Raw genomic sequence first — 25504 nt, 5'->3', positions numbered from 1 at the left:
TGATCCCCTCCCTAATCCTTCATCCCGGAGGTCGCCATCGTCTCGATGATCCGGCTCTGCGAGAACAGAAAGAGCACAATCGGCACACTCATCAGGATGACTGCCACGGCCGCGCCCGCGCCGGCCCGGGAAATACCGCCCAGAATGATCTGATTGGATGCATAATGCAGGGTCTTAAGCTGTTCGCTGTAAATAAAGCCGTTGCCGTCGGTTCCCCACAGGATCTGGAACAGCAATATGATCAGCGTGAGCCACGCCGGCTTCACGTTCGGCATCACGATGGACCAGAAGATCCGGTATTCGCTCGCTCCGTCGATTTTGGCCGCTTCCAGCAGGGCATCCGGTATCTGTTCCATGAACTGCTTCATCAGATATAACCCTAGCGAATAGCCGAAAGCCGGTATAATGACGGCCCAGTAGGTGTCGATGAGCCCCAGCCACGACAGGATCATATAATTCGGCGTCGCCGTAACGACCGGCGTGAACATCAGCGAGAGCACGACGACCTGGAAGAGGAATACCTTGCCCGGAAACTTGTGTTTGGCCAGCGGATAAGCCGCCGCGGATGCAAAGATCACATGACCGACAATGCCGACCCCGGTTATGAAGACCGTATTGAAGATATACCGCGAGAACGGTACCCAGGACTGGCCGAGCAGATTGATCAAATCGGAAAAGTTATTCCATGTCGGATTGCGGACAAACAGCGTCGGCGGGAACAGGAAAATTTCGTCCAGCGGCTTGAACGCGTTGTTGATGGCGTACACCAGGGGCAGCGCCATGAAAGCGCCGAACACCGCCAGCAGCGCAAACAGGGAGAAGGTCCCCATGAACGAGCGGTTTACCCGTTTGCTGCGAGCTTTAAGCCTGACGTTCAGCAGGCGGCCGTCCCGTTTTTTCGGAAGTTCGTATGTAACCCTCACGCGTCTACTCACCTACCTTGCGCAGCAATTTTTGGACGATCAGGTTGGTTCCCACCATCAGGATGAACAGCACGGTCGCAATCGCCGACGCAAAACCCATCTCAAAGCGCGTCGTCCCGAAATCGATGAGATGCGTGACGATGGTTTCCGCCGCGTAGTTCACGCTCGGGAAACCGGCCAGCGCAATCGATACGTCGGCCACGGCAAACGATGTCGTAAGCTGGATGACCGCGCCGAACATAAGCTGCGGCCGCATCGAAGGCAGCGTTATGAACCACAGCTCCTGCCAGCGGTTGCGGACCCCGTCCACGGCACCCGCTTCGTAGAGTGTTTTATCCACGGTTTGAAGTCCGGCGATAAAGGCCAGGAAGCCGGTTCCGAGGCTGAGCCACAGCTGGACCAAAATGATAATCGGCATGATCATCGCTTCGGTTTTCAGCCATTGGATCGGCTCCAGGATGATGCCCAGCTTAATCAGCATGCCGTTCGCTATGCCGTAGCGGTCTCCCGAGAAGATCATCAGCCAGATGAAGTAAATGTTCCCCGAGATCGAAGGCGCATAGAAGATCAGGGTCATGAACGCCCGCAGCCGCGGACCCAGCTCATTGATGACCCAAGCAAACAGGAAGCAGGCCAAGTAACTGATGGGTCCCGTTATGGCGGCAAAGAGCAGCGTGTTCTTCAGCGCGACCAGAAAGATATCGTCCTCCAGGAACAGGCGCGTATAATTATCCCAGCCGACAAACCGCGGAAACTCCAGCATATTGAAGTACGTAAAGCTGAGAATCATCGAAATGACGACCGGAAAAACGGTAAACAGCGTGAACAGGATCATATAAGGCGCAAGCAAAATATAGGAATGCTTGCTGGCCTTCATCTCCGCCAGCTTCCGCCTCCACCAGGATTGCGGCTTGACGGGGCGGATTGCGGCTGACATCGTAACTTCAGGATCCTGAAGGCTGGCATTATGCAAATTGGACTCCCCCTATTCCTGCAGCTCGCCGAATTCTGCTTGCTTGGTTCGGATTTCGTCGTGAATATACTGCACCGAATCCATCAAGGCCTCCCGCGGCTCGATGTTGCTGATGACCGCACGATAGAAGGCATTGAACAAATGCCTGCCCGTCGAATAACCGCCCGGCACCTCGGGTATTCCCTGAACCCATTCGAATTGGGATTTCAAATTCTCGTAGTCGGCTACCGGCCACGGCAGACTATCCAGCGCCTTGATGTTGGCGGTCGGATAGCGGGCCGCCGCGCCCATCAGCCCTTCCATTTCGCGGCCGAAATTCGTCTGCGTCGCATCGCTGGTCCACCATTTCAAGAATTCCCAGGCCGCATCCTTGTCCTTCGCATCGTCCAGCATCAGCACGGCGCTGCCGCCGCTCGGTACGGTGCGGTCAATCGTGCCGTCCGCCTGAACGGTTCCCGGAACGGGGGCGAACCCCCATACGCCGCGGATTTCCGGCGCGAACACCGACAGCTGGTTATAAGTGGTGTAATCGGAAATGCCGATCGGCATCTGTCCGGTACGGAACCGGTTCGCAAAATCGTATTCCCGTTCCAGCTTGTAGTCGGTGTAATACTCCGTCCACTGTTTAAATGCTTCCAGCCCGATCTTGGAATCCAGATCCGACTCCCGGCCGTTGTTGCGGTAGAATTGTCCGCCGGATTGCATCAGGAGCGCCGCATACATCGAATTCGGCGGCAGCGTGGTCCACTGATCCGGTGCCTGCGCCACGACGGGAAGACCGAATTGCATATGATTTTTGTTCAATACGGCAAGCAGGCTGGCCACATCGTCCCAAGTCTTCGGAACTTCAAGACCCAGCTCCTCCAGCACGTCCTTCCGATAGAACATCATGTTGAAGGTTTGCGTCTCCGGCAGCGCATATACGCCGCTGCGGTATCGGTATGGCACCAAGGCGCTGTCCCGGAATCTGGCCGCTACCGATTCGAAGTCAGGGAATTGCATCAGGTCCGCTGCGGCATTTCGCATGGCAAAGTTCACGGGGAGGTCATTGCCGATCTGCATCGCGACCTCCGGTCCTTGTCCCGACAAAGTGGCGGGGAGCAGCGTCCCCATGTTCACCAGCTTCAGATTGACGTTGATGCCGGTCTCCGGCGTAAAGGTCTCGTCGATCATCGCCTTGATGGTATTGGCCTGATCACGGCCGCTGCCGATCCATACGGTGATCGAACGCTGGTTCTTCTCATCCGTGACGTTACCGATATTGTTGTAATCGATGAAGAAGGAGCTGAAGAACGTCGACGCCTCATGCTTCACCTTATCGGCAGCCCCCATTCCGCTCTTCGGCAGCTTGGCATCGGCTGATGCAACATAGAGGGCATCGATCTCCAGCGGCTGCTCCCTTGCCTGCTGCAGCCATGTTCCGAGTCCGCCGGTATTCGTCTTGTAGGCCTCCAGCCTGCGCGGAATCGTATCCGGCTTCTCGATCATCTCATCCAGCTGAAGCGCCATGGTCTTCAGCAGCGCCTCCTGGTCGCCGGATTGACCCGACAGCTCAACCAATCTGGCCGCGACCGCTTTCAGTCTGCCGCTTTCGTACCGGAAGGCTTCCAGCAGTTCCGGTATCCGCTGCTCTACGCGGTAATCCCTGAATTCATCCGGATTCGTGCCGGTGATCATCAATATTTTGCGGTACATGGCATTCAGGTTGAGCAGACTGTCCTCCACCTCATGAATGAGGGGAGCGAATTCACCCAGACTCGCCTCGAGGCGTAACACATGCTTGCCTTGCTCCAACCGGAACAGATAAGGTTCATCGCCCCCAAGCACGTCCATGCGATATCCGTTCTTGAAGCGGAAAGCGACGTGGTTCATTTCTTCAAACGGAACCTTCCCGTCGATCGTCAGCTTTCGCGTCGAGTACATGCCCCTCACAAAATTTTGCTGCGATTTGAACGCTATCTTATAGAGCCCGCTCTCCGGGACGTCCAGTTCCCATTCGATCCACTGTCCGGGCAGCCGCCAGTTGAAGCCGCCGATGGTGTTGATTCGAACTTTCGACGCACTGTAAGGGCTGACGCTCGGACTCGAACGCTCGCTTAGCGGATACAGGGTCGGCGAGGATTTGGCGACTGCGTCTTCTCCCTGAATCGCCAGCAAAGCGCCTTCGGTTCTTCGAATCCCTTCAGCCTCATACTGCCGGTACAGCTCGGCATACGTCGGCGGACTCTCCTGCTGGAACAGCTTGAGTTCCCCGATAACCATCGGTTCCCGCGCGGCCGTTAAAGATACGGTATGCTCCCCCTCCTCAAAGTAAAAAAGAAGCGGCTCCGTGATGTAACCATCCGCATCCTTCAGCACCGCCGTGGTCCAAGCGGGGCGTTCGATTTGCTTCGGCCTCAGGTCATTGCCCTGGTTATCCTGATCGATGCCGTCCTTGGCGTTATCCCATATGCGGTCGAATTGCAAATAAGCGGCCTCTTGAAATGGTACCTCCCCGTCGATGCGGATGGAACGCTCAATGGAGGAACTCTTTCCTTCCACCGGATAATAGAGCAGGGACAGATTGTACAATCCCTCCTCCTCTACATGAACCTTCCATTCCACCTCACCCTTCTCCCCCGTGAACAACGAGGTTCCGGGATGACCCTCATAGGCTTCCAGCCTGCGGAATTCCCCGCCCTCGGCACGGCTGTAATCCGCCGCAGGAATCGTGATCTCACGATCAGGTCGACCTTTTCCGTCATGATCCGACAAATATTGGACATAGGAAATGCTTTTCCCCGGCTGCGTGCTGAGATTGACCAACGATGCGGGACGTTCCAATGTAAGCCCTGTCCCGCCGTGTTCCGGCCTCCCCCGGCTCCGGACTCATTCCCCCCTCTATTAAAGAACACCGTCAAAGCGGCGAAGATTGCAGCAAGAACCAATAACCGGGTCATCCATTTTTTTAGCTGCGTTTGATGTGTCAATGTTCATCCCCCTGTTCAGGAGAAGGGGGCGCGGCTTAAGCTTTAACGCCCCCGTCCATCTTATTTGCCCATTTTATCGACAGCAGCCTGTGCCTGTTGCTTATATTTCTCGGCCGTAGCGGTTACCGATTGATTGTTCACGATAATGTCCTCAATGAAAGCGCCCGTAGGGTAATCCGTGTAGGCTTCGTCTACCGTGATGACGCCGGTTCCGGCAATATGCTCGCGAATCATGTCGATGTCTTCCTGATTGGTATAGATGCTCTCCAGGTAATCCTGTCCCGGGTATTCCTCGGTCGGCGGTATATCGAACGTCTCTTCGTAAATTTGGTAGACGATGGCCGGATCTTTCACGCCCTTGGCAATGAACTTCGCGGACGCGGCGGTATTGGCATACGTTGTTTCTGCCGATCCCTGCGGGCCGGCAGGAATCGGAACCACGCCAACCTCGAACGTAATGTCGCCAAGCATCCATTCCGCCGCCGTAAACATGGCTACGTCGCCGTCTTTGAAGGTGTTGGTTTCTTCCCAATTCGTTTTGTTGCCGCTCTTGACTTTCACAACCTTCTCCACGTTGTAGAGGCGGTTCACGAACTCGGCTGCTTCCAATGTCTTCGGATCGGACAAGCCTTCTTTGCCGTTGGAATCGTCTACGATTTTGCCCCCGTTAGCGGCGGTGAAATGCTTTACCGCATCAATGGCCCAACCGGAGAAGCCCCATACGTCCGTTTTTCCGTCGTTATTCGTATCTTTGGTTGCCTGTTTGGCAAGCTCCATGAATTTATCCCAGTTCCATTCTCCCTTGGCATACAGCTCCTGAAGATCCGGAAGCCCGTTCTTCTTAAACAGGTCGCGGTTGTAATGAAGTCCGAGCCCGATGGAGGTCGGATTATCGAAGCCGTATTCCCCTCCGCCAATGGATGGATATTTCGTCTGCAGATCCGCTTCGTTATTGATGTTGTTTTTGTCCGTGGTAAATTCGCTGATCGGCAGGATCTGTCCCTTCATAATCGCCGGCAATGCCGACTTGTACTCCAACTGCACGATATCGGCGAACGGCTCGCCTGCCAGTACGCTTGTCGTGAATTTATTCATGTACTCCTCAAAGGGAACGTTGACGAATTCGATTTTGCAATTGTATTTCTTCTCGATTTCGGCGATCTTCTCCAGGCGTGCCTTCTCACCGGCCGTTGTGCCTGCCGGCTTCAGGTCCCACCAAGCGGCTACCTTAATCACGCGGCCGCCCAGATCAACAGGTTCTGCTTCAGGTTCGGCGGGTTCTTCTTTAGGAGTCTCTGCCGCGGTTTCCGTGCTGGGAGCCGGGGTCGCCGGCGGCGCCTCCGCCTGCTTGGCCCCTCCGCCGCTGCAGGCGGTAATCAAAAATAACAAACAGATAAGCAATAAAGAAAGCCCTTTCATTTTTCTCACGCTAAAAACCTCCCCTATTTGTTTAACGCCCTGTTAACGTCATGCAAGTACCCAAGTACCCCCAAGATGATGTCGATGCTTCATTCCCGGCAATCCTGTTGTTCCCCCGCCCCCAATCCGTTATCCCTGTTTGCCAAAAAATATAACACCAGGATCGTAATTGCGTCAATATATTTTATGATAATAATAACAACTAACCTAAATATTATTTTATAAACAACCTAAATAATTAGCGACAGCGTTTACATTTTAATTCAGAAAAAATCGGACTTGTTCGCTATAAATCCCTATATATCAACTGAAATTTCTGTTATTCTATCTTAATTGACTATCATAAAATCCGTACATTTGTTATTTGTTTGTTATGAATACAAAAAGGCCCCGATGTCTTTAAGACATCGGGGCTAACTTAACATTACATGTACAGCTTATGGTTCGTCCGTATCCCGCGCAGCGTTATTCAATTCCCTAACAATGACATCGGCTTGAATAAGGAGACGCTCATAATTGGAATCCGGGTTCACGATCCGCCAGAGCAATTGATCGACGGCACGCATCCCCAGCAATTCCTTGTCGATGTTCACCGTTGCCATAATCGGCAGGCTGTCGTACGTATTATCGAACCCTGTCACCTGTACGTGACCCGGTACGTCGATACCCTGATTCCCGAGCGCCTCCATGGCAAACATGGCGGTGATATCATTAGCGCAAACGAACACTTCCGGAAGCTCGTTTCCGGCAAGAGCCTTGCCTAACGTTTCGTGTATGTTCTCTATCTCCGGGCTGATCAGAGAAGGCAGCTGCCGATGCTCGATTTTGTAATCGGCCAGCGCGGACGAGAAACCGATCCAGCGCTCGTAAAAACTCTGGGCATCTTCGATGTTGCCGATGAACTGATATTTTTTATATCCTTTGCTGATCAGTTTGGTCATGATTTGTTTCATGCTGTGCATATTGTCGGTGAACACCGTGTCCGATTGGAACGCGGGGTCCATGTGGTCTACCATGACCACGGGAATGTTCAGCTTCTTGATATCCATTAAATTTTGCGTGGACACGGCTCCCACCGTTACGATCCCGAGAATGCCCTGGGGATTCAGGAGGGAAAACATGGGGTCATTCGAAGGCTCCGTCAGCGTCAGGATGTCGAGCCCTTTCTGATTAAGGCGGGTCGATATTCCGTCAAAAACCGGCCCCCAATAGAGCGATTCGCGATTCTGATATCGGACATTCGGGAACAGGACCAGTACCGCCCCCGCCCATTTTCGGTTCTCCGGCTCCTGGAGCTGCTGGTTTCTTCCTGCCGCTTGGCCTGGCTGATCCTTGAAATACCCAAGCTGTCCGGCGGCCTTCAGGATCATGTCCCTGGTCTGCGGGCTGACGCCGGATTTCCCCGACAAGGCCCGGGATACAGCGAATTTAGACACGCCTGTGAAATCGGCGATTTCCTGAATCGTCACTTTCGTTTTCATCGTTATCAACCTACTTAAGTGCGAATTTGTCGTTCAGCTTCCGTGTTATTTATGTTAGTTTTTGTTAGGTTACTGACATAATATTATGTGAAATAATCGTTAAAGTCAAAGAATATCCTGCATTTTCTTGTTTTCATTTTTACAAAAACAAAAGCTGCCCCTATGGTCATGTTAGGACCATCTGGGGCAGCTCTTTTTCTTGTAGGCTTAAAAATATAGATAATTACGGTTTCTCCACGAGCAGCGCTTCCCATTTCAAGCCTTCTCCGGCAATTTCGATCCGCAGGTCGGAGATGCTCTTCAACGCCTCCTCGCGACGTGTCTCAAGTATAACCACCGTTTCCTTATATAGCTCGTCTATCTTCTTCTGCGTACCGCTTGCCATTTTCGTTATTTCGGATTTTCTTGCAGCATTGCCTTTGGAGATCGCGGTTGTCTGTTCCTTAAACAGCTTGCCGTATTGGCTCTTAGCTGTTGCTTTGCTGATTTTCCCTTGTTTGTACTTCCACATCGGACTGTTCAGGTACGACGTACTGGATCCGTTACGGAGCTTCCACATCGGGCTGTTCAAATAGCTTTCACTGACCGTTTTGCTGAATTTCCATGCGGAACTGTTCAAATAGCTCGGGGTGATCGTCTTCTTGTATGTCCACATCCAGCTGTTCAAATAATCCTCGTTCATTTCTTTGCTTAGTTTCCATAGGGTACTGTTCAAATAATTGCGGTTAGCGGCATTCGCATACTTCCACATCGGACCGTTTAAATAACTTGGATTGATGAACCGTTCATATTGTGCCAGCTTATCCCTTAGGTCGCGGTTTCCCTCATACTTCAGCTTCAGCTGCTCCAAATCGGCTCGAAGCTTCTCGTCCCACTGCTTTTGATCCTCCAGCACTTTTTTCTCGAGCTGGTCCAGGGAGGCATGGCTGGCATTATAAAACGCCTTATATTTCTTGTCTGCTTGTTTCTGGTAATTGTTATACGCATTTACCGTCTTCTTGTTATAGGATTTATACTCGCTCCATACTTGATTGATCCATTTCTGATCCGCTGCATGAACCGTTGTTAGCGGCACCATAACCGAGACGGCAAGCAAAAGGCTGCATAAGGTTAATAACGATTTTCGCATCAATCTCATCGATTTTCGCCTCTCTTCTGTAGATAGTAAACAAGGGATATTTTACCTAATGGCAAGGCATCTTCCAATAGGAACTCCGAACCCCTAACTTTTAGACTAGAGCCGATTTCTGGAACCTCCGGATATTTTCGCACGGCAGCGTGTCTCACTCCCTGGATGCTTCATGAAAAACATGTCTTCCCTTCGTATATCCCACATCAAAAACGGAAGATTTATGCACTTCCTTGGTCCTGTAGTCCCTTAGTATCGCTAAAGTTAGTTAGCTAGTTATAACAGCCCATCTTTGTTCGGAACCGCTTTCTGATGCTTGACCGCCCGAAAAATAGGCCTATACAATGTATTTTGTAGTATTTTAGCAAATTATAGATGGAGGATTGCAGATGTTGAAGTTCAGGACACTATGTGCGCCTATACTCCTGGCTGTCTCTTTGTTCGTAGGAGCTGGCAGCGCTTTTGCCGGGGTTACTTTTCGGGATATTGATAACCACTGGGCAAAAACGACCATCGAATGGGGCGTCGACAAGGGGATTGTCAATGGCTATGCGAACGGAATGTTCATGCCTAATCAGAATGTGACCGAGGCCGAATTCATCCGCATGCTGGTTGTCGGCATTACGGGCAAGGACCTGCAGGAGAACTATTTGACCGAACTATGGTCGGATAAATATTATCATTTTCTGCACTTCAAGAACTATCCTGTACACGGATTCGCTGACAAAACCAAGCGCAGCCAATACATAACGCGGGCCCATGTGGCCGAGCTGATATCCAGCGCCGACGGCGTGAACTACGGCGGGAATCAGGCCATTCAATACGTTCTGGGGAAAAAGTACGCGCAGGGCCGGATCAAAGGTGAAAATACGATTGAAGGCTATGTAGGCAGCGGCACCATCACGCGGGCCGAAGTGCTTCAGCTGATCAAAAACCTGACCGATCGCGGAATGTCGAACCTGTACGACCGCCCTACCGCGCCAAGCGCGGAGGCCATGCTGCCGAAGCTGCCAACCCCTTGGGACGTTTACCGGGACGAGATGTACCTCGTGATCCGCCAGAAGGTATTTCCGAAGTACAGCGGCTACCGCATTTATGACGACGGATCGAATAAAATCGTGATGACCAGCACGAAGCAAACCGGTGAGACGGATTACGCCGTGTCCGTTCAATTCGAGCCGCAGATTATGCAGTTCAGCGGAATCGCGCTTTCCAATGCCGCCGATAAAACCCAGCGCGGCATGCTGATCGAACTCCTCCAGCTGTATGGCTTCCAAGTCGATTCCGCCTTCCTCGCGAAAATAGACTCCGCGGAGAAGAACAAGAAGGTGATCGAGTTGAAGGTGAGCGGCAAAACACTCGTTATCGATCCGCTCGTGGCAAGCCCCGCCGGGCATGTCCATATCTACTATAAGTGGTGGGACGGATCTCGGGCATAATTCAGGAAACTCGACTGCGCTGCAACCGAACAAAAAGCCCTGACGGCAAATCGTCAGGGCTTTTTGTTCATTTATATATCAGCTTCTACGCTTCCGCTTCCGTGGAGATATTCCAGTTCACGCCGAATTTGTCAGCCACGATGCCGTACGCCGGGCTCCAGAACGTCTCCTGAAGGGGCATAACCACTTGACCGTCCTCCCGCAGCGCTTCATATATCCGCTTGGCCTGTTCGGCCTGATCGGTCATGATACAGATCTGAACCTGATTGCTGGATTGAACCGGTTGACCGGGAAACGTATCGGAGAACATCAAATCCGTCTCTCCTACCTTCAGCAAAGCGTGGGAAATGCGATCTCTCGCGCTATCCGGCAGCGGAAAATCAGGGTTCGCCGGCATCTCGCCGAAGGTCTGAACCATGACGACCTGGGCATCCAACGCCTTCTCATAGAATTGAATAGCTTCCTTAGCATTCCCGTCCATCACGAGATATGGATTCATTCGAAGTTACATATGATCGTCAACCACCTTATTTTCATATTTACAACGTTACTCCTATTATCGCCCAACTGGATCACTTTAGCAAAATATGAGGCATTTTCGGCTGAAGGACCGTTATGGTTATCCCTCATTCCATCCATACAGGATTTTGAAGTCCGCCGTGACCTCCATCGCTTCATCCAGCATTTGTCCGATGGCCTCGGGCGAAGCGCTCCAGGATAACGGCGTCATGCGAATCAGCTGTTTCATCTGATCGTTATCCAGGACGACTCGATACTGCACCCGCTCGGCTTCGATTTGCTCAAAGTGGCGGCTGAATAGCTCTATTGTGCTGTCATTGGAGTAATTCTCCTTGCCTGTGCCTGTATAGAACAAGGTTCTAAGCTCCTGCAAATACAGGCTGTCCGGGATTACCTTCACCAATGATCCGCCACTCGCAAGCAGCCGCCTGAACTCCGAATAATTGGACGGGGACAGAATGTTCAGGATGTAATCGAACTGTTGGTCGGCAAACGGGCTCCGGGACAAATCGGCCACGCACCATATAGAGTCAGGGGATATCTTGGCGGCCATAACGATGCCCTCTTTGGCAATATCCATGCCTACGCCGAGAACATCCGGCACCAAAGGGTGCTCCCGAAGCTTATGTCCGATGGCGGATAGATGGGAGCCCTCCCCGCAGCCTGCATCAAGCAGTTTTACAGGCTTCACGGATTCCCGGGACTTCAGCTCCTGGATCAGGCGATTCGTTACCGCTTCTACCATGGGGCCGAAGAAGCCGCTGCCGCTGATCGTGTTTCGGGCCTCAAACAAAGCCTTATCATATTTGGTTTTGGATGAATGGTTCAGCAGGTTTACGTATCCCTGTCTGGATATATCATAGCAATGCCTGTTCTCGCATTCCAGGCTGGCCATGCGTTCCTTCATGGCACCGCCGCAGATCGGGCATTGAAACATCTTCTCGTGTATCGAAAATTTTTGTGCTTTTTTTAACAATTTTTCGTTGGTGGACACAGCAAATCATCCTTTCATTCGATTGATCGCAATAAAAAAGGCACAGATAAATAAACTCAAGCCGCAGTTGTCAAAAAAAAGGGCCGAGCCTACTTGGATCTGTACCTCACATTAGCGTAAACGAATGAAATGGATCATGAGAAAAAACACGCTCCCGACATCAATTTGGGCAAGAGAGATGCCCTAATTCAATTCTAACACGCGAGCACAGAATGTAAACCTTCAGGGCAAGCGTCCGGTTCAGCAAAATATATCAAGAATAAGTTCCTCCTATAGACTATGATGAGTGTTTGAGACTCTTTTATCCACCTTCTCACCTTAAAAGACAAATATTAAATTCAAAATGACATATATATATTGCAAAAAGACGTAAATACTATTACAATGCATGTATCCAGAAAATCTCAGGAACGTATCTCTAACCAAAAGGAAGGAATGATGAGCTTGAATTGGTTTAAGAAAAACTCGGTTGAGGATGAGCGTATCGTCAATTTGAAGAACAAGTTATATAAAGAGGTGTATACCTTGATCATGGTCATTTGCAGCATTTCCGTCATCATCAAATCTTTTGTGCTGCCGCGAACGGAACCCGTCTGGCTGGAAATGCTGATCATTCTGGGAGGAAGCTTATATTTCGGGATACGCAGCGTGGCGCTGGGGATTTACTCGGATGAAGTGGAGGTCCATGACCAGCGGAGCAAAATTTCGTTCAGCATGCGTACGGCGATATGGGGGCTTGTTATCGGTGTCGCACTTGCTCTTTTTTTCGGTATCCGCAGCGCGGTTCTGTTTGGCAATGACAACAGTGCGACCGAGCTCAAATATTTCTTTAGCGTTTTCCTCGTCTCACTGATCATCTACATCCCGCTCTTTGTCGGGGGGAATTGGTTGATCCACTACGGCGCCAACAAGGTAAGCCAAAAAATGTCGCAGAACGATCCATTCGACTCGTAGAAAGGGATATTAGGGGGACTGCCGCATGAAAAACATCAAATTGAAGATGGCCCGCGTCGAGAAGGATTTATCGCAGGAAGAACTGGCCCAGATCGTCGGTGTCTCCAGGCAGACCATCGGCCTGATCGAGCTTGGGAAATATAATCCGTCCCTCAGCCTGTGCGTTGCCATATGCAAGGCATTATCGCGTACGCTGAACGATCTGTTCTGGGAAGAAGACTAGGGCAGGGCTGCATTTCAATTCACTAACGCCGCCAGACAGCAATTGCCGACAAGGTTAAGGAGGTGACGCCAACGTTTCAAGGCAAGAACTAATAACCAATCATCATATAAGGAGTGACCTAATCTATCATGCCATTACATAAAGCTAGAAAAGCATTCACCGTGTTTTTGCTCACCGCTTCCCTATTGGGAACCACCTTCATCCCTGAAGGAAAAACATATGCTTCTGCCGCCGATCCCATCCAAGGGCAGGTTACCGAGGTTACGACTGCACGAACGTCGGATGAAAAAATTGCCGAGTGGGAGAATTGGGCCAAAGACCATGTATATCGACTGGATACGATTCACCCGGCCAACACAGCCAACGGCACTAACCAGTATAGGGATCTGGCTATGCTGAAGCCCTTGCTGCATGACAAACGTTTCGTGTTTCTAGGGGAGAGCTCCCACGGGGTTGGCGAGTTCAATCTGGCGAAGACCCGCTTGATCCAGTTCCTGCATCAGGAGATGGGGTACAACGTTCTGGCCTTTGAGAGCGGCCTTGGCAACAGCTCCTTGGCTTACGGTAGGGCCGGGCAGCGGAGCGCGGAACAAACGATGAAGGATTCCATCTTCGGCGTCTGGTGGTCCAAAGAGATTTTGCCGTTGTTCGACTACATTAAAACAGCACAACAGAGCAAGCAGCCGCTCGTGCTGACCGGTTTTGACATGCAGCTGCAGCATCCGCTGTTGGACGGACAATGGCTGCAGGATCAGGCCATGGCTAAGCGTCTATCGGAAGCTGAGAAGAAACTGTCCGACTACTCTCTTGGTACGGATCTAGACGCTTACCGCAAAGAGAAACATCAGCTGATTCAAGTGTACAAGGATGCTCTGGAATCATTAAAGACGGAGGCAAACGAAGCTCATCTGAAACGGCTGTACCCGGATAACCCCAAACTGTCCATGCTGCTCGAGCGGACCCTGAACGACCGGATTCGGGTAGCCCGGGAATATGTGGAGCTCTCCATTCAATCAACGCTTGGCATGGAAAGCGGGGATTATGTCCCGTTCCTGGAATCGATGGAATGGCGGGACCAGGCGATGCATGACAATCTCATGTGGCTGGCAACCGAAGTATACCCGATGGAAAAATTCATCGTGTGGGGACATAACGACCACATCCGCAAAGCTCAAACCGAGGTGATGGGTACGCCATATCCGGTGACTTTAATGGGAGAGAAACTCTCGGATGAAATGAAGAAATACAGTTACGTGCTTGGCCTGTATCCGGCCAGCGGCCAAACCGCGGATAATATGGGGAATGTGCATGACGTCCTGCCGGCAGAGCCGGGCTCCATTGAATCGATCCTCTCGGCCGCAGGCTCGCCGTATACCTTCGTTGACCTGCGTTACCAAAAACGCGAGGCAGGCAACTCGTGGATGTTCGAGCCGCGTTTTGCCTATAGCTGGGGGATGATTCCGGAAAGCTTAATCGCCCGCGACCAGTACGACGGTATTCTGCTGATCGATGACGTAAACCCGCCCCAATATATGAGATCCTCCGCTTCATCCAAGGCTTCTGTGCCTGCTGAGGAATAAGGTGCTATCATTTCTTTATAGTCATATGAGAATTTTTCATAGGTTAAGATGACAAGCATCCTCTGACGATCTGCTCCAAGAGTCCGGAAGCAATGAACTCTTGGAAAGGACCGAACGGGGATGCTTTTTTTCTTACGCTCAGTTCCGCATGGTTATTTTATCGAGATGTTCCCCGAGGAGGTTTTGAGCTTCACCTCAAACTCCCCGTCACCGGTGCGCCCTTCCGTCTTCCGGTTGCTCTCGTTCCTGTCCTGGATCGGAACGGCAATGGACCTCCGTCCGCTCCCGGATTGCAGCACCCATGTCGCATCAGGCGTCTCTTCATCGAGCTGAATGTTCACGTTTCCGCTAGTCGCCGATACATCCACATCGTTGTTCAAACGGGCGAACGCAAGGGAGATATTCCCGCTTTTACCCTTCACCTGAAGGCTGTGATTCTGCAAGCCGGTTCCCGTTACCTTGCCGGAAGAACCGTCAATTTCGACCTTCCCTGCATAGTCCGCGGGAATTTTCACGCGAAGCTGCGGCATCCGGCCGATATTGAACATCCGAGTGATATCGTTATCTAAAGAAATCTTCACCCGATTATCTTTTTGATCGACAACGGCTCCTGCGGAACTGCCGCTTCGGAGCAGCGAAACCTCCAATGCTTCCACATCCGCTGTCTCCACGAACAAGGTCGTGCTGCCATGGTCGATCTCCAGCACTTCAACCTCCTCCAGCGTTACGCGTTGGAGATCCTCTTCTTCATCCCTTGAACCGCATGCGCTGAGCAAGAACATGCCGAGGATCCATAGGATTGCAGCTGGTGCATATCGTTTCATTGCTTTACCTCCACCCCTTTTCAACATTGAAGTCATTGTACAGGATGACGCAGCGTCACTTTCAAGCGATTTTTCAAGTTTGGTAAACACCAGAAAAAAGACACCGCCATGTGGCAGTGCCTCCTGCTAGGTCAAGGTAGGGACCCTATGGTTGTCCATCTTTTTTGTCGTACCACGATAAAGTTGGACGGGTTGGAGGGTATCCGTGCTGCTCCCTGAATTGCTTACGCACTTCGGTAAAGTCATGCCAGCTCTTCCCGCTCCCCGGATGATTGGCATGATGTACGATGCAGCGAAACGCATCCTCCACGCAAGGATCAACCCAGAAACCGCTGCTCGCTTCCATCCGGTCCGTTAAAGAGGCAGCGTCTTCATCCTTGATATCTTCCAATGCGTAATACCCTAACTGGACTACGCGTTCAGCCACTTTTGGTCCGATTGAAGGAACCGTCTGAAACTGTGCCAGTCCCCGGATATATTGGGCACGGCTATCCGAAACACCAAGCACGCCGGACAATAACTCGATATCCATTTGCGCAATATCGATAAGCTTCATTTTGTTTGACCGCAGCTTCGCCAGCTCCCCGCCGGTTAACGGCAGCTTCGGCGATTTTCTCGATACATGCCGCTGCATCCTTCTCCCCCCTGTTCTCACTTTTGCATACCTGACGTTAATATAAATCGAACATATTTACTTCATAGCCTTGGGCTTTCAGGTAATTGAACATTTGCGCCCGATGATGCTGGGCATGCGTGACGATTTCAATCAGCCACTTGGCTTGGGTTGAACCGTGCTCCAAATAGAAGGGTCTCGTAGTCTTCTGCATAAATTCTTCATCTGTCAGCCCATTCATGTAGGATTTTACATCGGCAAGTCCCTTTGTCATCCAAGAGATCAGCTTGTCCTTGTCCGTGCCGTCAGCGGCGATGCTTGCCTCCAGTTCCCGGATCTCCGCTTCGCTCTTCTCTTGCAGAATCAACAGGTCCGTCGCAGGCACCGAAACCAGATGATGCACGAGTTCCTGAAGCGATCTCATATTATGGGCAGGCCTGTAATCCCAATGCGCTTCTGAAATTTTGCCGATCAGATTCGAACTGGTACGAACGATAAGCTCCAGCTCCTCGAACAACAGCTGCTTCATTTCATGCAATTGACTCACGTTCCATCACTCCATTTATTAGTTATGTGGGGGCTCTGGGTTCTACGGCAAGTATAGCGTATAATAGTGACAACTATTGTCATAGTCATTCCACGATTCGGAGCTGATCCTATGTCCAAATCCAAACGTCTCATCGAGCTGATGATGACCGTTAACCGAATGCGAAAATTCACGGTACGAGAACTGGCCGATCAATTCGGCGTGTCGTCCCGCACGATTTTGCGGGACCTGCAGGAGCTCAGCGAACTGGGAGTCCCCCTCTATTCCGAGGTAGGACCGCACGGCGGCTACCAGGTGCTGAAGGAACGGGTTCTCCCGCCGATCGCCTTCAGCGAGGAAGAAGCCGTCGCGATGTTTTTTGCCAGCCACGCCCTGCGTCACTATCTATTTCTTCCCTTTGAAGCCGAGTCCTCTACCGCACTTCAGAAATTTTATTATTACATGCCCGGGGATGTGCGCGACCGGATTGACCAGATGAAGAACCGGGTGGATTTTCTGACGCATACCAGACAGCAGAAGGCTGAATCTCTCGGGGCTCTGCTGGATGCCGCCGTCGACCAGCGGGTCGTTACGGTGTTATACGAGAGCAGGGACGGCTATGCCGCGCGAAGCATCCAGCCCGTGGGCATCTATGCAAGCAACGGCTTCTGGTATTGTCCCGCTTATTGTTTTCTGCGCGATGATTTCCGTCTGTTCCGCTGCGACCGCATGCAGTCCGTGGCTGAGGATGCAACCGGCATCGAGCCGCGGGATCACCGGCACATCCATCTGGGGAACTGGAGGGAATACGGAACGGAGAAATCGGTCTATGTCCGGATGGTCGTGGATTTGAGCCGGGAAGGCGTTCAGCGCTGCGAGTCTGAGTTATGTCCTGTCCCCCATATCGCTATGCGGCCGGATGGAAGCGGACGGCTTGATCAGAACGTCCCTGCCAGCGAACTTTTGTATTTTGCTAAATTTTTTATCGGATTAGGGAATGAAGCCACCGTGAAGGCGCCGCAGGAGCTGGTGGTTCGCATCAAGGGGATGCTCGCGGAGATGATGGCGAAGTATGGTTAAAGGCAGCTGACTCTCCTTTGGGCTAAGAGTATGGATTATTTTATCGGAACCTTGCACCCGCGTACGTTGACGAAAAGAACACGCCTTGCTACAATTTCATCAACAATTAGGAAAAGGATGAGGACGATGGTTCGTCGTTTGATCAGGTTTAAGAATGTAGCTACTGTATTCAGCTTCTAAGTAAAATTGATCTATTCTACTTAGAAGCGAGGAAATAGAATGAAACAACATCGATTTGAACACTGGTCCGAGATTAAGTATCTGAAGGATATCGTCACAAACCCGATGATAAGCGTAGGAGAATACTCATACTATTCCGGTTATTACGATCATCATGATTTTGAAGATGGCTGCGTTAGGTATCTATGGGGGGATGCAAAATCCAGAAGGTTGTTTAATCCCATTGAAGACTATGGTTGGCATATCGATAAATTGATTATCGGAAATTACGTATGCATCGCAAGCGGCGTCATTATTTTAATGGGTGGAAATCACAACCATCATCCTGAATGGGTAACCGTGTACCCGTTTGTCGATCAGATTGAAGCTTCTTTCGCGCCAAAAGGCGATACCGTCATCGAAAGCGATGCTTGGATTGGAATGAATGCCATGATTATGCCAGGTGTGACCATAGGCGAAGGCGCCATTGTTGCGGCTGGTTCGGTTGTTACTAGAGATGTCCCGCCCTACAGCATCGTAGGCGGTAACCCTGCCAAAGAGATAAAGAAACGCTTTGCGGACGAAGACATCGAAAAGTTAATGGAAATGCGATGGTACGATTGGAAACGCGAGCAAATTGAACGAGCCGCACATATCTTGTCCAGTTCTTCCGTCCATCGATTATATGACTATTATCAAAAAGAAATAAAACCCTGCGTTTAAATTTCCGATGCCTCACTATAAATAGGAATGCAAATATCCCTTCTTGAATTCAAGAAGGGATATTTGTTGTCTTGGCCTCAAGCTTGTCGTTCATCGTTCAAAACTCATAACATCCTGTTTATGATTTCAACATCGATCGATCCGCCCGGTAAACCGAACGCCCTCCCTTGACGGTCTCCACGATGAGAAGGCCCTCCTCGCGCTTCTCCAGAAGCACGAAGTCGGCCTGGGCTCCTTTCTTCAGCCCATAGCGTTCCCCTTGCCCCATGGCCTGGGCGGGCAGCACCGAAGCCATGTCCCAAGCTTCGGAAAACGTGCACAGTCCCGACCGAGCCAGCCGCCAAACCGCATCGGCAAGCATCATGGCCGAGCCGGCCAGCAGCTCGGGCTTGCGGGCGAGATGCAGTCGGCCTTCGGGAGTCAAGACGACATGACCGCCGATATGGGTCTCGTATTCGCCTGGCGGCATTCCGCTTAAGTAGACGGCATCGCTGACCAGCACCGCTTTGGATTGCTTGGCGCGGAGCATCACCTTGATGACCGAATCCGGCAGATGGTACCCGTCCGCGATCATGCCTGCCCACAGCTGATCTTGCGCAAGCTGCTCCCATATATAATTCGGATGCCGCGGCAGCGTCAGATGCGCGCCATTGCCCAGATGGGTGGACATCGTCGCTCCTGCTTCCACGGCTTCCCGGATTTGCTCGGGTGTAGCGGCGGTGTGCCCGATCGATACGATGATTCCCGATTCGACGCACGCCCGGATAAAACCCGCAGCTTCCGGCCACTCCGGCGATAGGGTGACGATCCGAATCCGGTTCCCCGATGCCGCCTGCCATCTCGTAAACAATGCCCAGTCCGGTGCCTTGATGTGCCGGGAATCATGGGCTCCCCTGGGCCCCTCCTCCGGAGAAAGAAAGGGGCCTTCCAAATGAATCCCGCCTATGGTTGAACCGACCGCTTCATCCTCCAGGCAAGCCGCGTCGATAACCCTCAGCAGTTGTTCGACCTCTTCGTCTCCGTTGGTAATGACGGTGGGGTAGAACAGGGTTAGACCCTTCTCCCATAACCGCCGGGTTGCCTGGATGACCGTATCCGTTGTAAGCGGCAGCGAATTGAAGTCATATCCGTAACCGCCGTTAATCTGAAGATCGATCAATCCGGGAGCAACCCATATTTCCTCGTCCGCGCCGCGTGGAAGGACTCGCTCGATCCGGCCGTCCGGATTCCATGCCAGCTCCATTGGCTCGCCTGTTGCATAATGGCGGCCTGCCCGAACCCGATCGTGGCTATCCATTCCGAATTTCCCCGTACGACTCCAGGTCGACGTACAGCGTGCAATCCGGATGCCGCCGAAGAATGCTGGCAGGACAAGCCTCGCTTATCTCGCCTTGCAGCGTCCGCTGCACCGCTGCCCGCTTGCTTGCGCCCGGCACGACGCAGAACAGATGGGCACCCGACATTAACGCCGGAACGGTGAGCGTAAGCGCGTATGCCGGAACCTCCTGCAAGCTCGCAAAACAGCCGTCATTCACCTGCTGAAGGCGACAAGCCTCGTCCAGCTTGACCCGCTTCACCCATAAAGGGTCGGCAAAATCGGCAACAGGCGGATCGTTGAAGGCGATATGCCCGTTCTCGCCAATGCCCAGGACCACCATATCGATCGGCGCGGCGGCGACCAGTCGGCTGTATCTATCGCACTCAACTTCAGGATCATTCAAACCGTCGATCAGATGCACCTCTCCCGGAGATACCCGATCAAACAGCCGCCGGGATAAAAAGTTCCCGAACCGCTGCGGGGCCGACGGGGGAGGCCGATGTATTCATCCATATGAAATGCAATTACCCGGCTCCAGTCCAGTCCTTCCGCTTGAACCAGCGCCGCCAGGCACTCATTCTGGGACGGGGCGGCCGCAAAGACGATGCGAATGCGCTCTTTCTCGGCCAGCAGGCGCAGCATGGTCTCGAGGATATCGGCGGCCGCCGCTTTCCCCATCGCTTCGCGCTGGTCATAAACGCGGACCTTCAGTTGATCTTGAGCTTTTTCAAGAACAGGCTTGATGTTTCCCTCAGTCCTCATAAAGTCACCTCCATCCCTTACAACGCCGGCGTTCCGGTCAACAGTTGAATTTCCTTGCGCTGCCTGGAAGCCTCGTAGGTACCGAGAATGATCTCCAGGGAATGCCGGCCGTCCTCCCCGGTGACGATAGGCTCGCGGCCTTCGCGAACGGCAAGCGCCATATCTTGAATTTGCAGGCGGTGGCCGTCAGGTATAACTTTGAACGCATCGAATTCAGGCAGCTGAACTTGTTCACCATCGATTTCAAAGGATACGATCGTATCTTCTTCCATGACAAGCACGCCCTTCTCTCCATGAATGACCAGCCGCTGCCCTTTGCCGTCGCAGGCCGTCGTCGTGATCTCCATGACCCCGAGCGCGCCGTTCGCAAATTCAAGGGCGGCGATAACGGTATCTTCGACTTCGATATTTCGCAGCACGGCTTTGGCCTTCGCCGACAGGGATGCTACGGGCCCAACGAGCCATTGGAGCATATCCACCGTGTGTATTCCCTGATTCATCATCGCCCCGCCGCCGTCCATCGCCCAGGTCCCGCGCCAGCCCGCACTGTCATAATAGGCTTGATCGCGGTAGAGCATGACATACGCCGAGCATAAACTGAGCTTCCCGAGGCGTCCTTCTTGAATGACCCGGCGGGCATACCCGGCCTGCGGGGACATGCGCCTCGGAAAGACGGTGGCGAGCAGCACCCCGTTCTCCGCACATACCTTGATCATGCGCTCGATATCGTCAAGCTTGATCGCCATCGGCTTTTCCACCAGCACATGCTTGCCCGCCCGGGCAACCATCGCCGTTTGCTCTGCATGCATGCCGCTTGGCGTGCAAATGCAGACCACTTCCACATCCTCGCGCGCCAGCAGCTCCTCCAATGTGTCGCAGACATCTCCTCCATACGTTTCAGTCAGCTTGACCGCCGATTCCCGTTTCGTATCGAACACGGCGGCAAGCGCGGCTTCCTCCGTGTTCATGATGCCCTTGGCATGGATATCCGCAATAATTCCGCAGCCGATGATCCCGAATCGAACCGGCAGTTTTTCCTTCGTCATGTTCCCTAGCCCCCTCATTCCCGTTCTGTTTGCATCGAAGCCCGTGCTTTCTTCTATTCCCTAATCAGGATCCGTGCTCCCTCATCGGCCATCACCGTAGCCTCCGAGGCTTTGTAAATATCGTCATGCGTGATCAGGCCCGCTTCTCCCGCCACCCGGTTCAGAAAATCCTGCGAGAGGGAGAACGCCGGAGCCGTTAAAGGCAAAGAACGCAGCTCCTGATCGGTGATTACAAGCGCTACCTCATCGCTGGACAGCAAGGGATCGCCTTCCAGCCGAATTTCGGCAATGCCGCGCGTCCCCGTAATGAATATCCGGCCGTCTCCCCAAGTCCAGCTGCCGGCGGGCGTGTGCCAGTCCGCGTATAGCTGTGCCGTGATCCCGCCAGCCATGAATACCTGCACGCCGGCCGCATCGTAAAAGGTCGGGTATTCAGGCAGAATATGCTTCGCCAGATAACCGGATGACGTCTCCACTTCCCGGCCGGTCAGCCACCTTAACAGGTCGAAGTCATGCACGAAAAGATCGTTGATGATGCCGCCGGACTGCCCTCTGTCAAAATGCCAGGCCGGACGGGTTTCCGGATTCAGCCGATGCGGCTTACGCATCGAGATATGGATGATGTCCCCCAATTCACCAGCTCGAATCATCCGATGGACGGTGTGTAGAGAAGGACGGAAACGTTCGGTCAGCATCATGCCTACCTCGATTCTTCCTCGATCCAACAAGCCGCGCAGCCGGATGAGTCCGGCCCGATCCGTTACGGCAGGCTTATCGATCATGACCGGCTTGCCGTGCAGCTCGCACAGCTCCATGACATCCATCTTCTCATCGTTGATGGCCGCGCAGCCGATGATTCCTACGCCTTCGTCTGCCAGCAACGACTCCCGATCCCCAGTCAGCTCCAGGCCGTACCGGTCGGCGAGGGTACGGGCTAACGTCTGATTGTCCGGTTCGTACACTCCTGCACATTCGTAGCCCAGAGCCAGCATCTCCTCGATAAACATGCCGATGTGGGCATGCTGGCAGCCGATGATTCCAAATTTCCGTGCGTTCCCCGTCATCCGGTCGACACCTCCACAGCCTGCAGCCACTCCTTAAAGACGAGCAGATCATAAGCGAGCCGTTCCTTCGGCGGATAGGGAGCTGCGCATTCCAGCGTAAGCCAACCCGCGTACCTCTGTTCCCGTAATCCCCTAAGCAGCCCGCCGTGATCCACTTCTCCTTCGCCAAGGCGGCACTGCAGGAAGAACTCTTCCCCGTGACGGGTCAAATTCTTGAACGTTCCCGGGGCGCCTCCTTGCCCGATCCGCCGTTCATCCTTGATATGCACATGGAACAAACGGCTTCCTAGCTGCCTTACCGACTCTTCCCCAAATTCCGTGTCCGTGATGTACATATTTCCTGCATCATGAATCAGGCCAACCTGATCATCGCCAATCAAATCCAAGAGCCGCAGTGCGCTGTCCGTCGTCTCCACCAGGCTCTGGTTGTGAATCTCCAGGACGATCCGTTTTCCTGCAGCGCGGGCTTCCTCCGCGCATTTCCGAATCCAGAAAGCCGCCTTGGCATAATGATAATCCTCCGCCAGGAAGGCATTCGGGCCTCCCTGAAAGATCCGGATCATGCCGGCTTCAAGCATCACCGCGCGTTCAAGCAGGCCCATGAACTGATCATAGGCCCCGGCACATTCGGCATCCCCGCTTGTCGAGAAATGCCCCATGTAACCCGCCAATGCCGGAATCTCCAAACCGTGCCCATCCGCAAGTGCCTTCATTTCGCGAACCCGGGGAAGCGATGCCTCCGGGCTCAAATGCGGTTCGCGGCAGGCGATTTCGATGCCGTCAAAACCGAGTTCGGCCGTGATCGACATCGCTTCATGGATGCTGTAATCGATGAGTGATCCGCTGAATGCCGCTATTTTCATCTCGTCTTTCATCCTTTCGTCTGCATTTTCGCCTTCTCAAGCGCTGAATACGCCGTTATTTAATCCCGGCCATATTATGGTTCTGCACAAAATATTTCTCGGCGAACAGGAATACCAGCAGGATCGGAACGAGACTGACCAAGGCCGCCGCAATCATGAGCTGTTCATTGCCGGTCCACTGTCCGGACAAGGAGAGTATGCCGATAGGCAGCGTATACTTCTCGTTCGAGGTCAAATAAATGACAGGCGTCAGAATCTCGTTCCACTTGCCCATGAACGTAAAGATCGCCAGCGTCGCCAGCGTGGGCCTGGCCATCGGAATGAAGATCCGCAGATAAATCTGGAACGGATTGCAGCCCTCCATCTTGGCCGCTTCCTCATACTCTTTAGGTATATTCATAAAAGCTTGCCTCATGAGGAAAATGCCAAACGGTTGAGCCAGCCATTCGATGATCCACAGCGGCGTGAGCGTATCCAGCATGTTCAGTTTGTTAAAAATGATGAAATGCGGGATGATGATGACCACCGCCGGTATCATCATCGTCCCCAGCACCATCACGAACAGCGCGCCTTTCAGCGGAAAGCGCAGTCTCGCGAACGCATAGCCGACCATCGAGCAAGAGATTAGTGCGCCGATGACGGACAACGCGGCCACGAAGATGCTGTTTAGCGTGTAGCCGCCAATATTCCCAAGCTGGAACACCTGGGCGTAATTGGACCATTGGAATACTTCGGGAATCCAACGGGGCGGAACCGTTGTATATTCCCTGTAGGTTTTCAATGAATTCATAAGCGCCGACAGAAACGGCACGATCATGATGAGCGAGCTGATCCCGATCAGTACGTATCCGATACTTTTTCCCAGCAGTCTTCTTCTCATTTGAGGCTCCTCCTTCCCCCGATGCCGTTCCGCACTTGCAGTAGTTCCATCTTGAACGCCGGATCAGTCATAATGCACCCATTTCTTTTGAGCGCGAAGCTGGATGAGCGTCAGCAGGAACAGGATCATGAACAGCACCCAGGCAATGGCGGAAGCATAGCCCATCCTCATAAACGTGAACCCTTCGCGATATAAATACAGCATCATGACCAGGCTCGAGTTATTCGGGCCTCCCGCCGAGCTGATGTCGCCCCTGCCGGTCAGCACGTAGATCTGTTCGAATGCCTGGAAGGTAGAAATCGTGCTCATGATGACAACCAGGAAGGTCGTCGGCGAGATCAATGGAACCGTAATGTACCGGAATTTACGCAGGGCTCCTGCGCCGTCGATCTCCGCGGCTTCGTACAAATCCCCTGGAACGCTCTGAAGTCCCGCCAGATAAATGACCATGATATAACCGATCCCTTTCCAAACCGCAATGAAGACGAGCAGCGGGATGGCCAGCTTCGGGTCCTGCAGCCAGCCTTGCCCTTCCAGCCCCAGCTTGGCGAGCAGCGTATTGGCCAGGCCGAAGCGAGGATTGAATACGGCGTCGGCGACGTAGAGGATGACGGTCCATGAGGAGATCACCGGGATGAAGTGAGCCATCCGAAACCATTTAAGCCCTTTCAATCGCTGGTTTAACGCGACGGCCAGCACGAGCGCGAGAAAGGTCTGGAGCGGTACGAACAGAACCGCAAAATACAGGGTGTTCCACAGGGAACGCCAGAACATCGAATCCTCGGCCATGCGCCGAAAATTATCCAATCCGCTCCACTCGGGCGGATTCAGCATATCGTAATCGGAAAAGCTGAAGTACAGGGATGCGGCGAGGGGACCCGCCACAAAAATGATAAAGTGGAGAAGATAAGGGGAGGCCATGAGCAGCCCCCATCTCCCCTCATGATCCCATTTCCGTTTTCGGGCGGGCTTTCCATGCGGCATCGGATCGGCTTTGAGTGCTGCATTGTCGTTTAGCGTATTGTCCATTTCACTCCCGCCTT

General features: G+C 52.7%; 23 protein-coding genes and 1 pseudogene. 6 read left to right on the top strand and 18 right to left on the bottom strand.

All coding sequences use genetic code 11. The annotated features are described in order from the left end of the window. Positions 1 to 11 precede the first annotated feature (11 nt). From P0X86_RS06760 to P0X86_RS06735, 6 genes are all read right to left on the bottom strand, one after another. Positions 12 to 923 carry a carbohydrate ABC transporter permease gene (locus tag P0X86_RS06760; protein WP_009589726.1) on the bottom strand — a complete coding sequence of 304 codons (912 nt, stop codon included), beginning with the start codon at positions 921 to 923 and terminating at the stop codon, positions 12 to 14. Positions 924 to 927: 4 nt separating this feature from the next. After that, entirely contained in the window at positions 928 to 1896 is a 969-nt protein-coding gene (locus P0X86_RS06755) for a carbohydrate ABC transporter permease (protein ID WP_096775183.1), read from the bottom strand. Positions 1897 to 1908: 12 nt separating this feature from the next. Further along, the gene (locus P0X86_RS06750) at positions 1909 to 4719 is read right to left on the bottom strand and encodes an extracellular solute-binding protein (protein WP_277748176.1); all 2811 of its coding nucleotides are present in this window, start codon (positions 4717 to 4719) and stop codon (positions 1909 to 1911) included. A gap of 206 nt (positions 4720 to 4925) precedes the next feature. Continuing rightward, positions 4926 to 6293, bottom strand: coding sequence for an ABC transporter substrate-binding protein (locus P0X86_RS06745; RefSeq protein ID WP_096775181.1), 1368 nt, complete (start codon positions 6291 to 6293; stop codon positions 4926 to 4928). A gap of 428 nt (positions 6294 to 6721) precedes the next feature. Further along, complete coding sequence (locus tag P0X86_RS06740; protein WP_277748175.1) at positions 6722 to 7765, bottom strand: LacI family DNA-binding transcriptional regulator; 1044 nt, start codon at positions 7763 to 7765, stop codon at positions 6722 to 6724. A 223-nt stretch (positions 7766 to 7988) separates the two neighbouring features. Further along, positions 7989 to 8903 (bottom strand): coiled-coil domain-containing protein, encoded by a 915-nt coding sequence (locus tag P0X86_RS06735; RefSeq protein ID WP_277748174.1) that lies wholly within the window; start codon positions 8901 to 8903, stop codon positions 7989 to 7991. Positions 8904 to 9283: 380 nt separating this feature from the next. On the opposite strand from P0X86_RS06735, the gene P0X86_RS06730 reads away from it, so the two are divergent. After that, complete coding sequence (locus P0X86_RS06730) at positions 9284 to 10333, top strand: S-layer homology domain-containing protein (protein ID WP_009594975.1); 1050 nt, start codon at positions 9284 to 9286, stop codon at positions 10331 to 10333. Positions 10334 to 10418: 85 nt separating this feature from the next. Here the strand turns inward: P0X86_RS06730 and P0X86_RS06725 are convergent, their stop codons facing one another. Both P0X86_RS06725 and P0X86_RS06720 read right to left on the bottom strand, forming a co-directional pair. Continuing rightward, positions 10419 to 10832: a VOC family protein gene (locus P0X86_RS06725; protein ID WP_277748173.1), complete on the bottom strand. Its 414-nt coding sequence runs from the start codon at positions 10830 to 10832 to the stop codon at positions 10419 to 10421. 120 nt (positions 10833 to 10952) lie between these two features. Further along, entirely contained in the window at positions 10953 to 11846 is an 894-nt protein-coding gene (locus P0X86_RS06720) for a putative RNA methyltransferase (protein WP_277748172.1), read from the bottom strand. A gap of 438 nt (positions 11847 to 12284) precedes the next feature. On the opposite strand from P0X86_RS06720, the gene P0X86_RS06715 reads away from it, so the two are divergent. From P0X86_RS06715 to P0X86_RS06705, 3 genes are all read left to right on the top strand, one after another. Next, positions 12285 to 12800, top strand: a complete 516-nt coding sequence (locus tag P0X86_RS06715; RefSeq protein WP_096775176.1) for a DUF6773 family protein — start codon at positions 12285 to 12287, stop codon at positions 12798 to 12800. A 25-nt stretch (positions 12801 to 12825) separates the two neighbouring features. After that, the gene (locus P0X86_RS06710; RefSeq protein WP_009594955.1) at positions 12826 to 13023 is read left to right on the top strand and encodes a helix-turn-helix transcriptional regulator; all 198 of its coding nucleotides are present in this window, start codon (positions 12826 to 12828) and stop codon (positions 13021 to 13023) included. Positions 13024 to 13151: 128 nt separating this feature from the next. Then, on the top strand, positions 13152 to 14603 hold the full coding sequence (locus P0X86_RS06705) for an erythromycin esterase family protein (RefSeq protein ID WP_192569505.1): 1452 nt from the start codon (positions 13152 to 13154) through the stop codon (positions 14601 to 14603). A gap of 152 nt (positions 14604 to 14755) precedes the next feature. Here the strand turns inward: P0X86_RS06705 and P0X86_RS06700 are convergent, their stop codons facing one another. The 3 genes from P0X86_RS06700 to P0X86_RS06690 all read right to left on the bottom strand — a co-directional run bounded on the left by P0X86_RS06700 (position 14756) and on the right by P0X86_RS06690 (position 16587). Continuing rightward, positions 14756 to 15427, bottom strand: a complete 672-nt coding sequence (locus P0X86_RS06700; RefSeq protein WP_277748171.1) for a DUF4097 family beta strand repeat-containing protein — start codon at positions 15425 to 15427, stop codon at positions 14756 to 14758. A gap of 145 nt (positions 15428 to 15572) precedes the next feature. Further along, on the bottom strand, positions 15573 to 16061 hold the full coding sequence (locus P0X86_RS06695; RefSeq protein WP_096775173.1) for a helix-hairpin-helix domain-containing protein: 489 nt from the start codon (positions 16059 to 16061) through the stop codon (positions 15573 to 15575). A 37-nt stretch (positions 16062 to 16098) separates the two neighbouring features. After that, positions 16099 to 16587 carry a DinB family protein gene (locus P0X86_RS06690; protein ID WP_145038862.1) on the bottom strand — a complete coding sequence of 163 codons (489 nt, stop codon included), beginning with the start codon at positions 16585 to 16587 and terminating at the stop codon, positions 16099 to 16101. A gap of 111 nt (positions 16588 to 16698) precedes the next feature. Between P0X86_RS06690 and P0X86_RS06685 the strand changes: the two genes are divergently transcribed. Beyond that, on the top strand, positions 16699 to 17646 hold the full coding sequence (locus P0X86_RS06685; RefSeq protein ID WP_096775171.1) for a helix-turn-helix transcriptional regulator: 948 nt from the start codon (positions 16699 to 16701) through the stop codon (positions 17644 to 17646). Between the two features lie 219 nt (positions 17647 to 17865). Then, positions 17866 to 18528 carry a CatB-related O-acetyltransferase gene (locus P0X86_RS06680; RefSeq protein ID WP_277748170.1) on the top strand — a complete coding sequence of 221 codons (663 nt, stop codon included), beginning with the start codon at positions 17866 to 17868 and terminating at the stop codon, positions 18526 to 18528. Positions 18529 to 18646: 118 nt separating this feature from the next. On the opposite strand, the gene P0X86_RS06675 is transcribed toward P0X86_RS06680, so the two are convergent. The 7 genes and pseudogenes from P0X86_RS06675 to P0X86_RS06645 form a co-directional block, all read right to left on the bottom strand. Next, complete coding sequence (locus P0X86_RS06675) at positions 18647 to 19825, bottom strand: N-acetylglucosamine-6-phosphate deacetylase (protein ID WP_277748169.1); 1179 nt, start codon at positions 19823 to 19825, stop codon at positions 18647 to 18649. Next, positions 19818 to 20608, bottom strand: a pseudogene (locus P0X86_RS06670) (glucosamine-6-phosphate deaminase). The gene P0X86_RS06675 and the pseudogene P0X86_RS06670 overlap by 8 nt, the downstream one beginning before the upstream one ends. A gap of 17 nt (positions 20609 to 20625) precedes the next feature. After that, a complete protein-coding gene (locus tag P0X86_RS06665; RefSeq protein WP_277748168.1) occupies positions 20626 to 21654 on the bottom strand; it encodes a Gfo/Idh/MocA family protein in 1029 nt (342 codons plus the stop codon). Between the two features lie 53 nt (positions 21655 to 21707). Further along, positions 21708 to 22718 (bottom strand): Gfo/Idh/MocA family protein, encoded by a 1011-nt coding sequence (locus tag P0X86_RS06660; RefSeq protein ID WP_277748167.1) that lies wholly within the window; start codon positions 22716 to 22718, stop codon positions 21708 to 21710. After that, on the bottom strand, positions 22715 to 23581 hold the full coding sequence (locus P0X86_RS06655) for a sugar phosphate isomerase/epimerase family protein (RefSeq protein WP_277748166.1): 867 nt from the start codon (positions 23579 to 23581) through the stop codon (positions 22715 to 22717). Before P0X86_RS06655 ends, P0X86_RS06660 begins: the two co-directional genes overlap by 4 nt. 55 nt (positions 23582 to 23636) lie before the next feature. After that, the gene (locus P0X86_RS06650; RefSeq protein WP_009594969.1) at positions 23637 to 24461 is read right to left on the bottom strand and encodes a carbohydrate ABC transporter permease; all 825 of its coding nucleotides are present in this window, start codon (positions 24459 to 24461) and stop codon (positions 23637 to 23639) included. A gap of 63 nt (positions 24462 to 24524) precedes the next feature. Next, entirely contained in the window at positions 24525 to 25490 is a 966-nt protein-coding gene (locus tag P0X86_RS06645) for a carbohydrate ABC transporter permease (protein WP_012819332.1), read from the bottom strand. Positions 25491 to 25504 lie beyond the last annotated feature (14 nt).

The organism is Paenibacillus sp. BR1-192, from assembly GCF_029542445.1.
Classification (GTDB): domain Bacteria; phylum Bacillota; class Bacilli; order Paenibacillales; family Paenibacillaceae; genus Paenibacillus_AQ; species Paenibacillus_AQ lautus_A.
The sequence above is the reverse complement of the archived record's forward strand: the minus strand, read 5'-3'. Positions and strand labels throughout refer to the sequence as shown.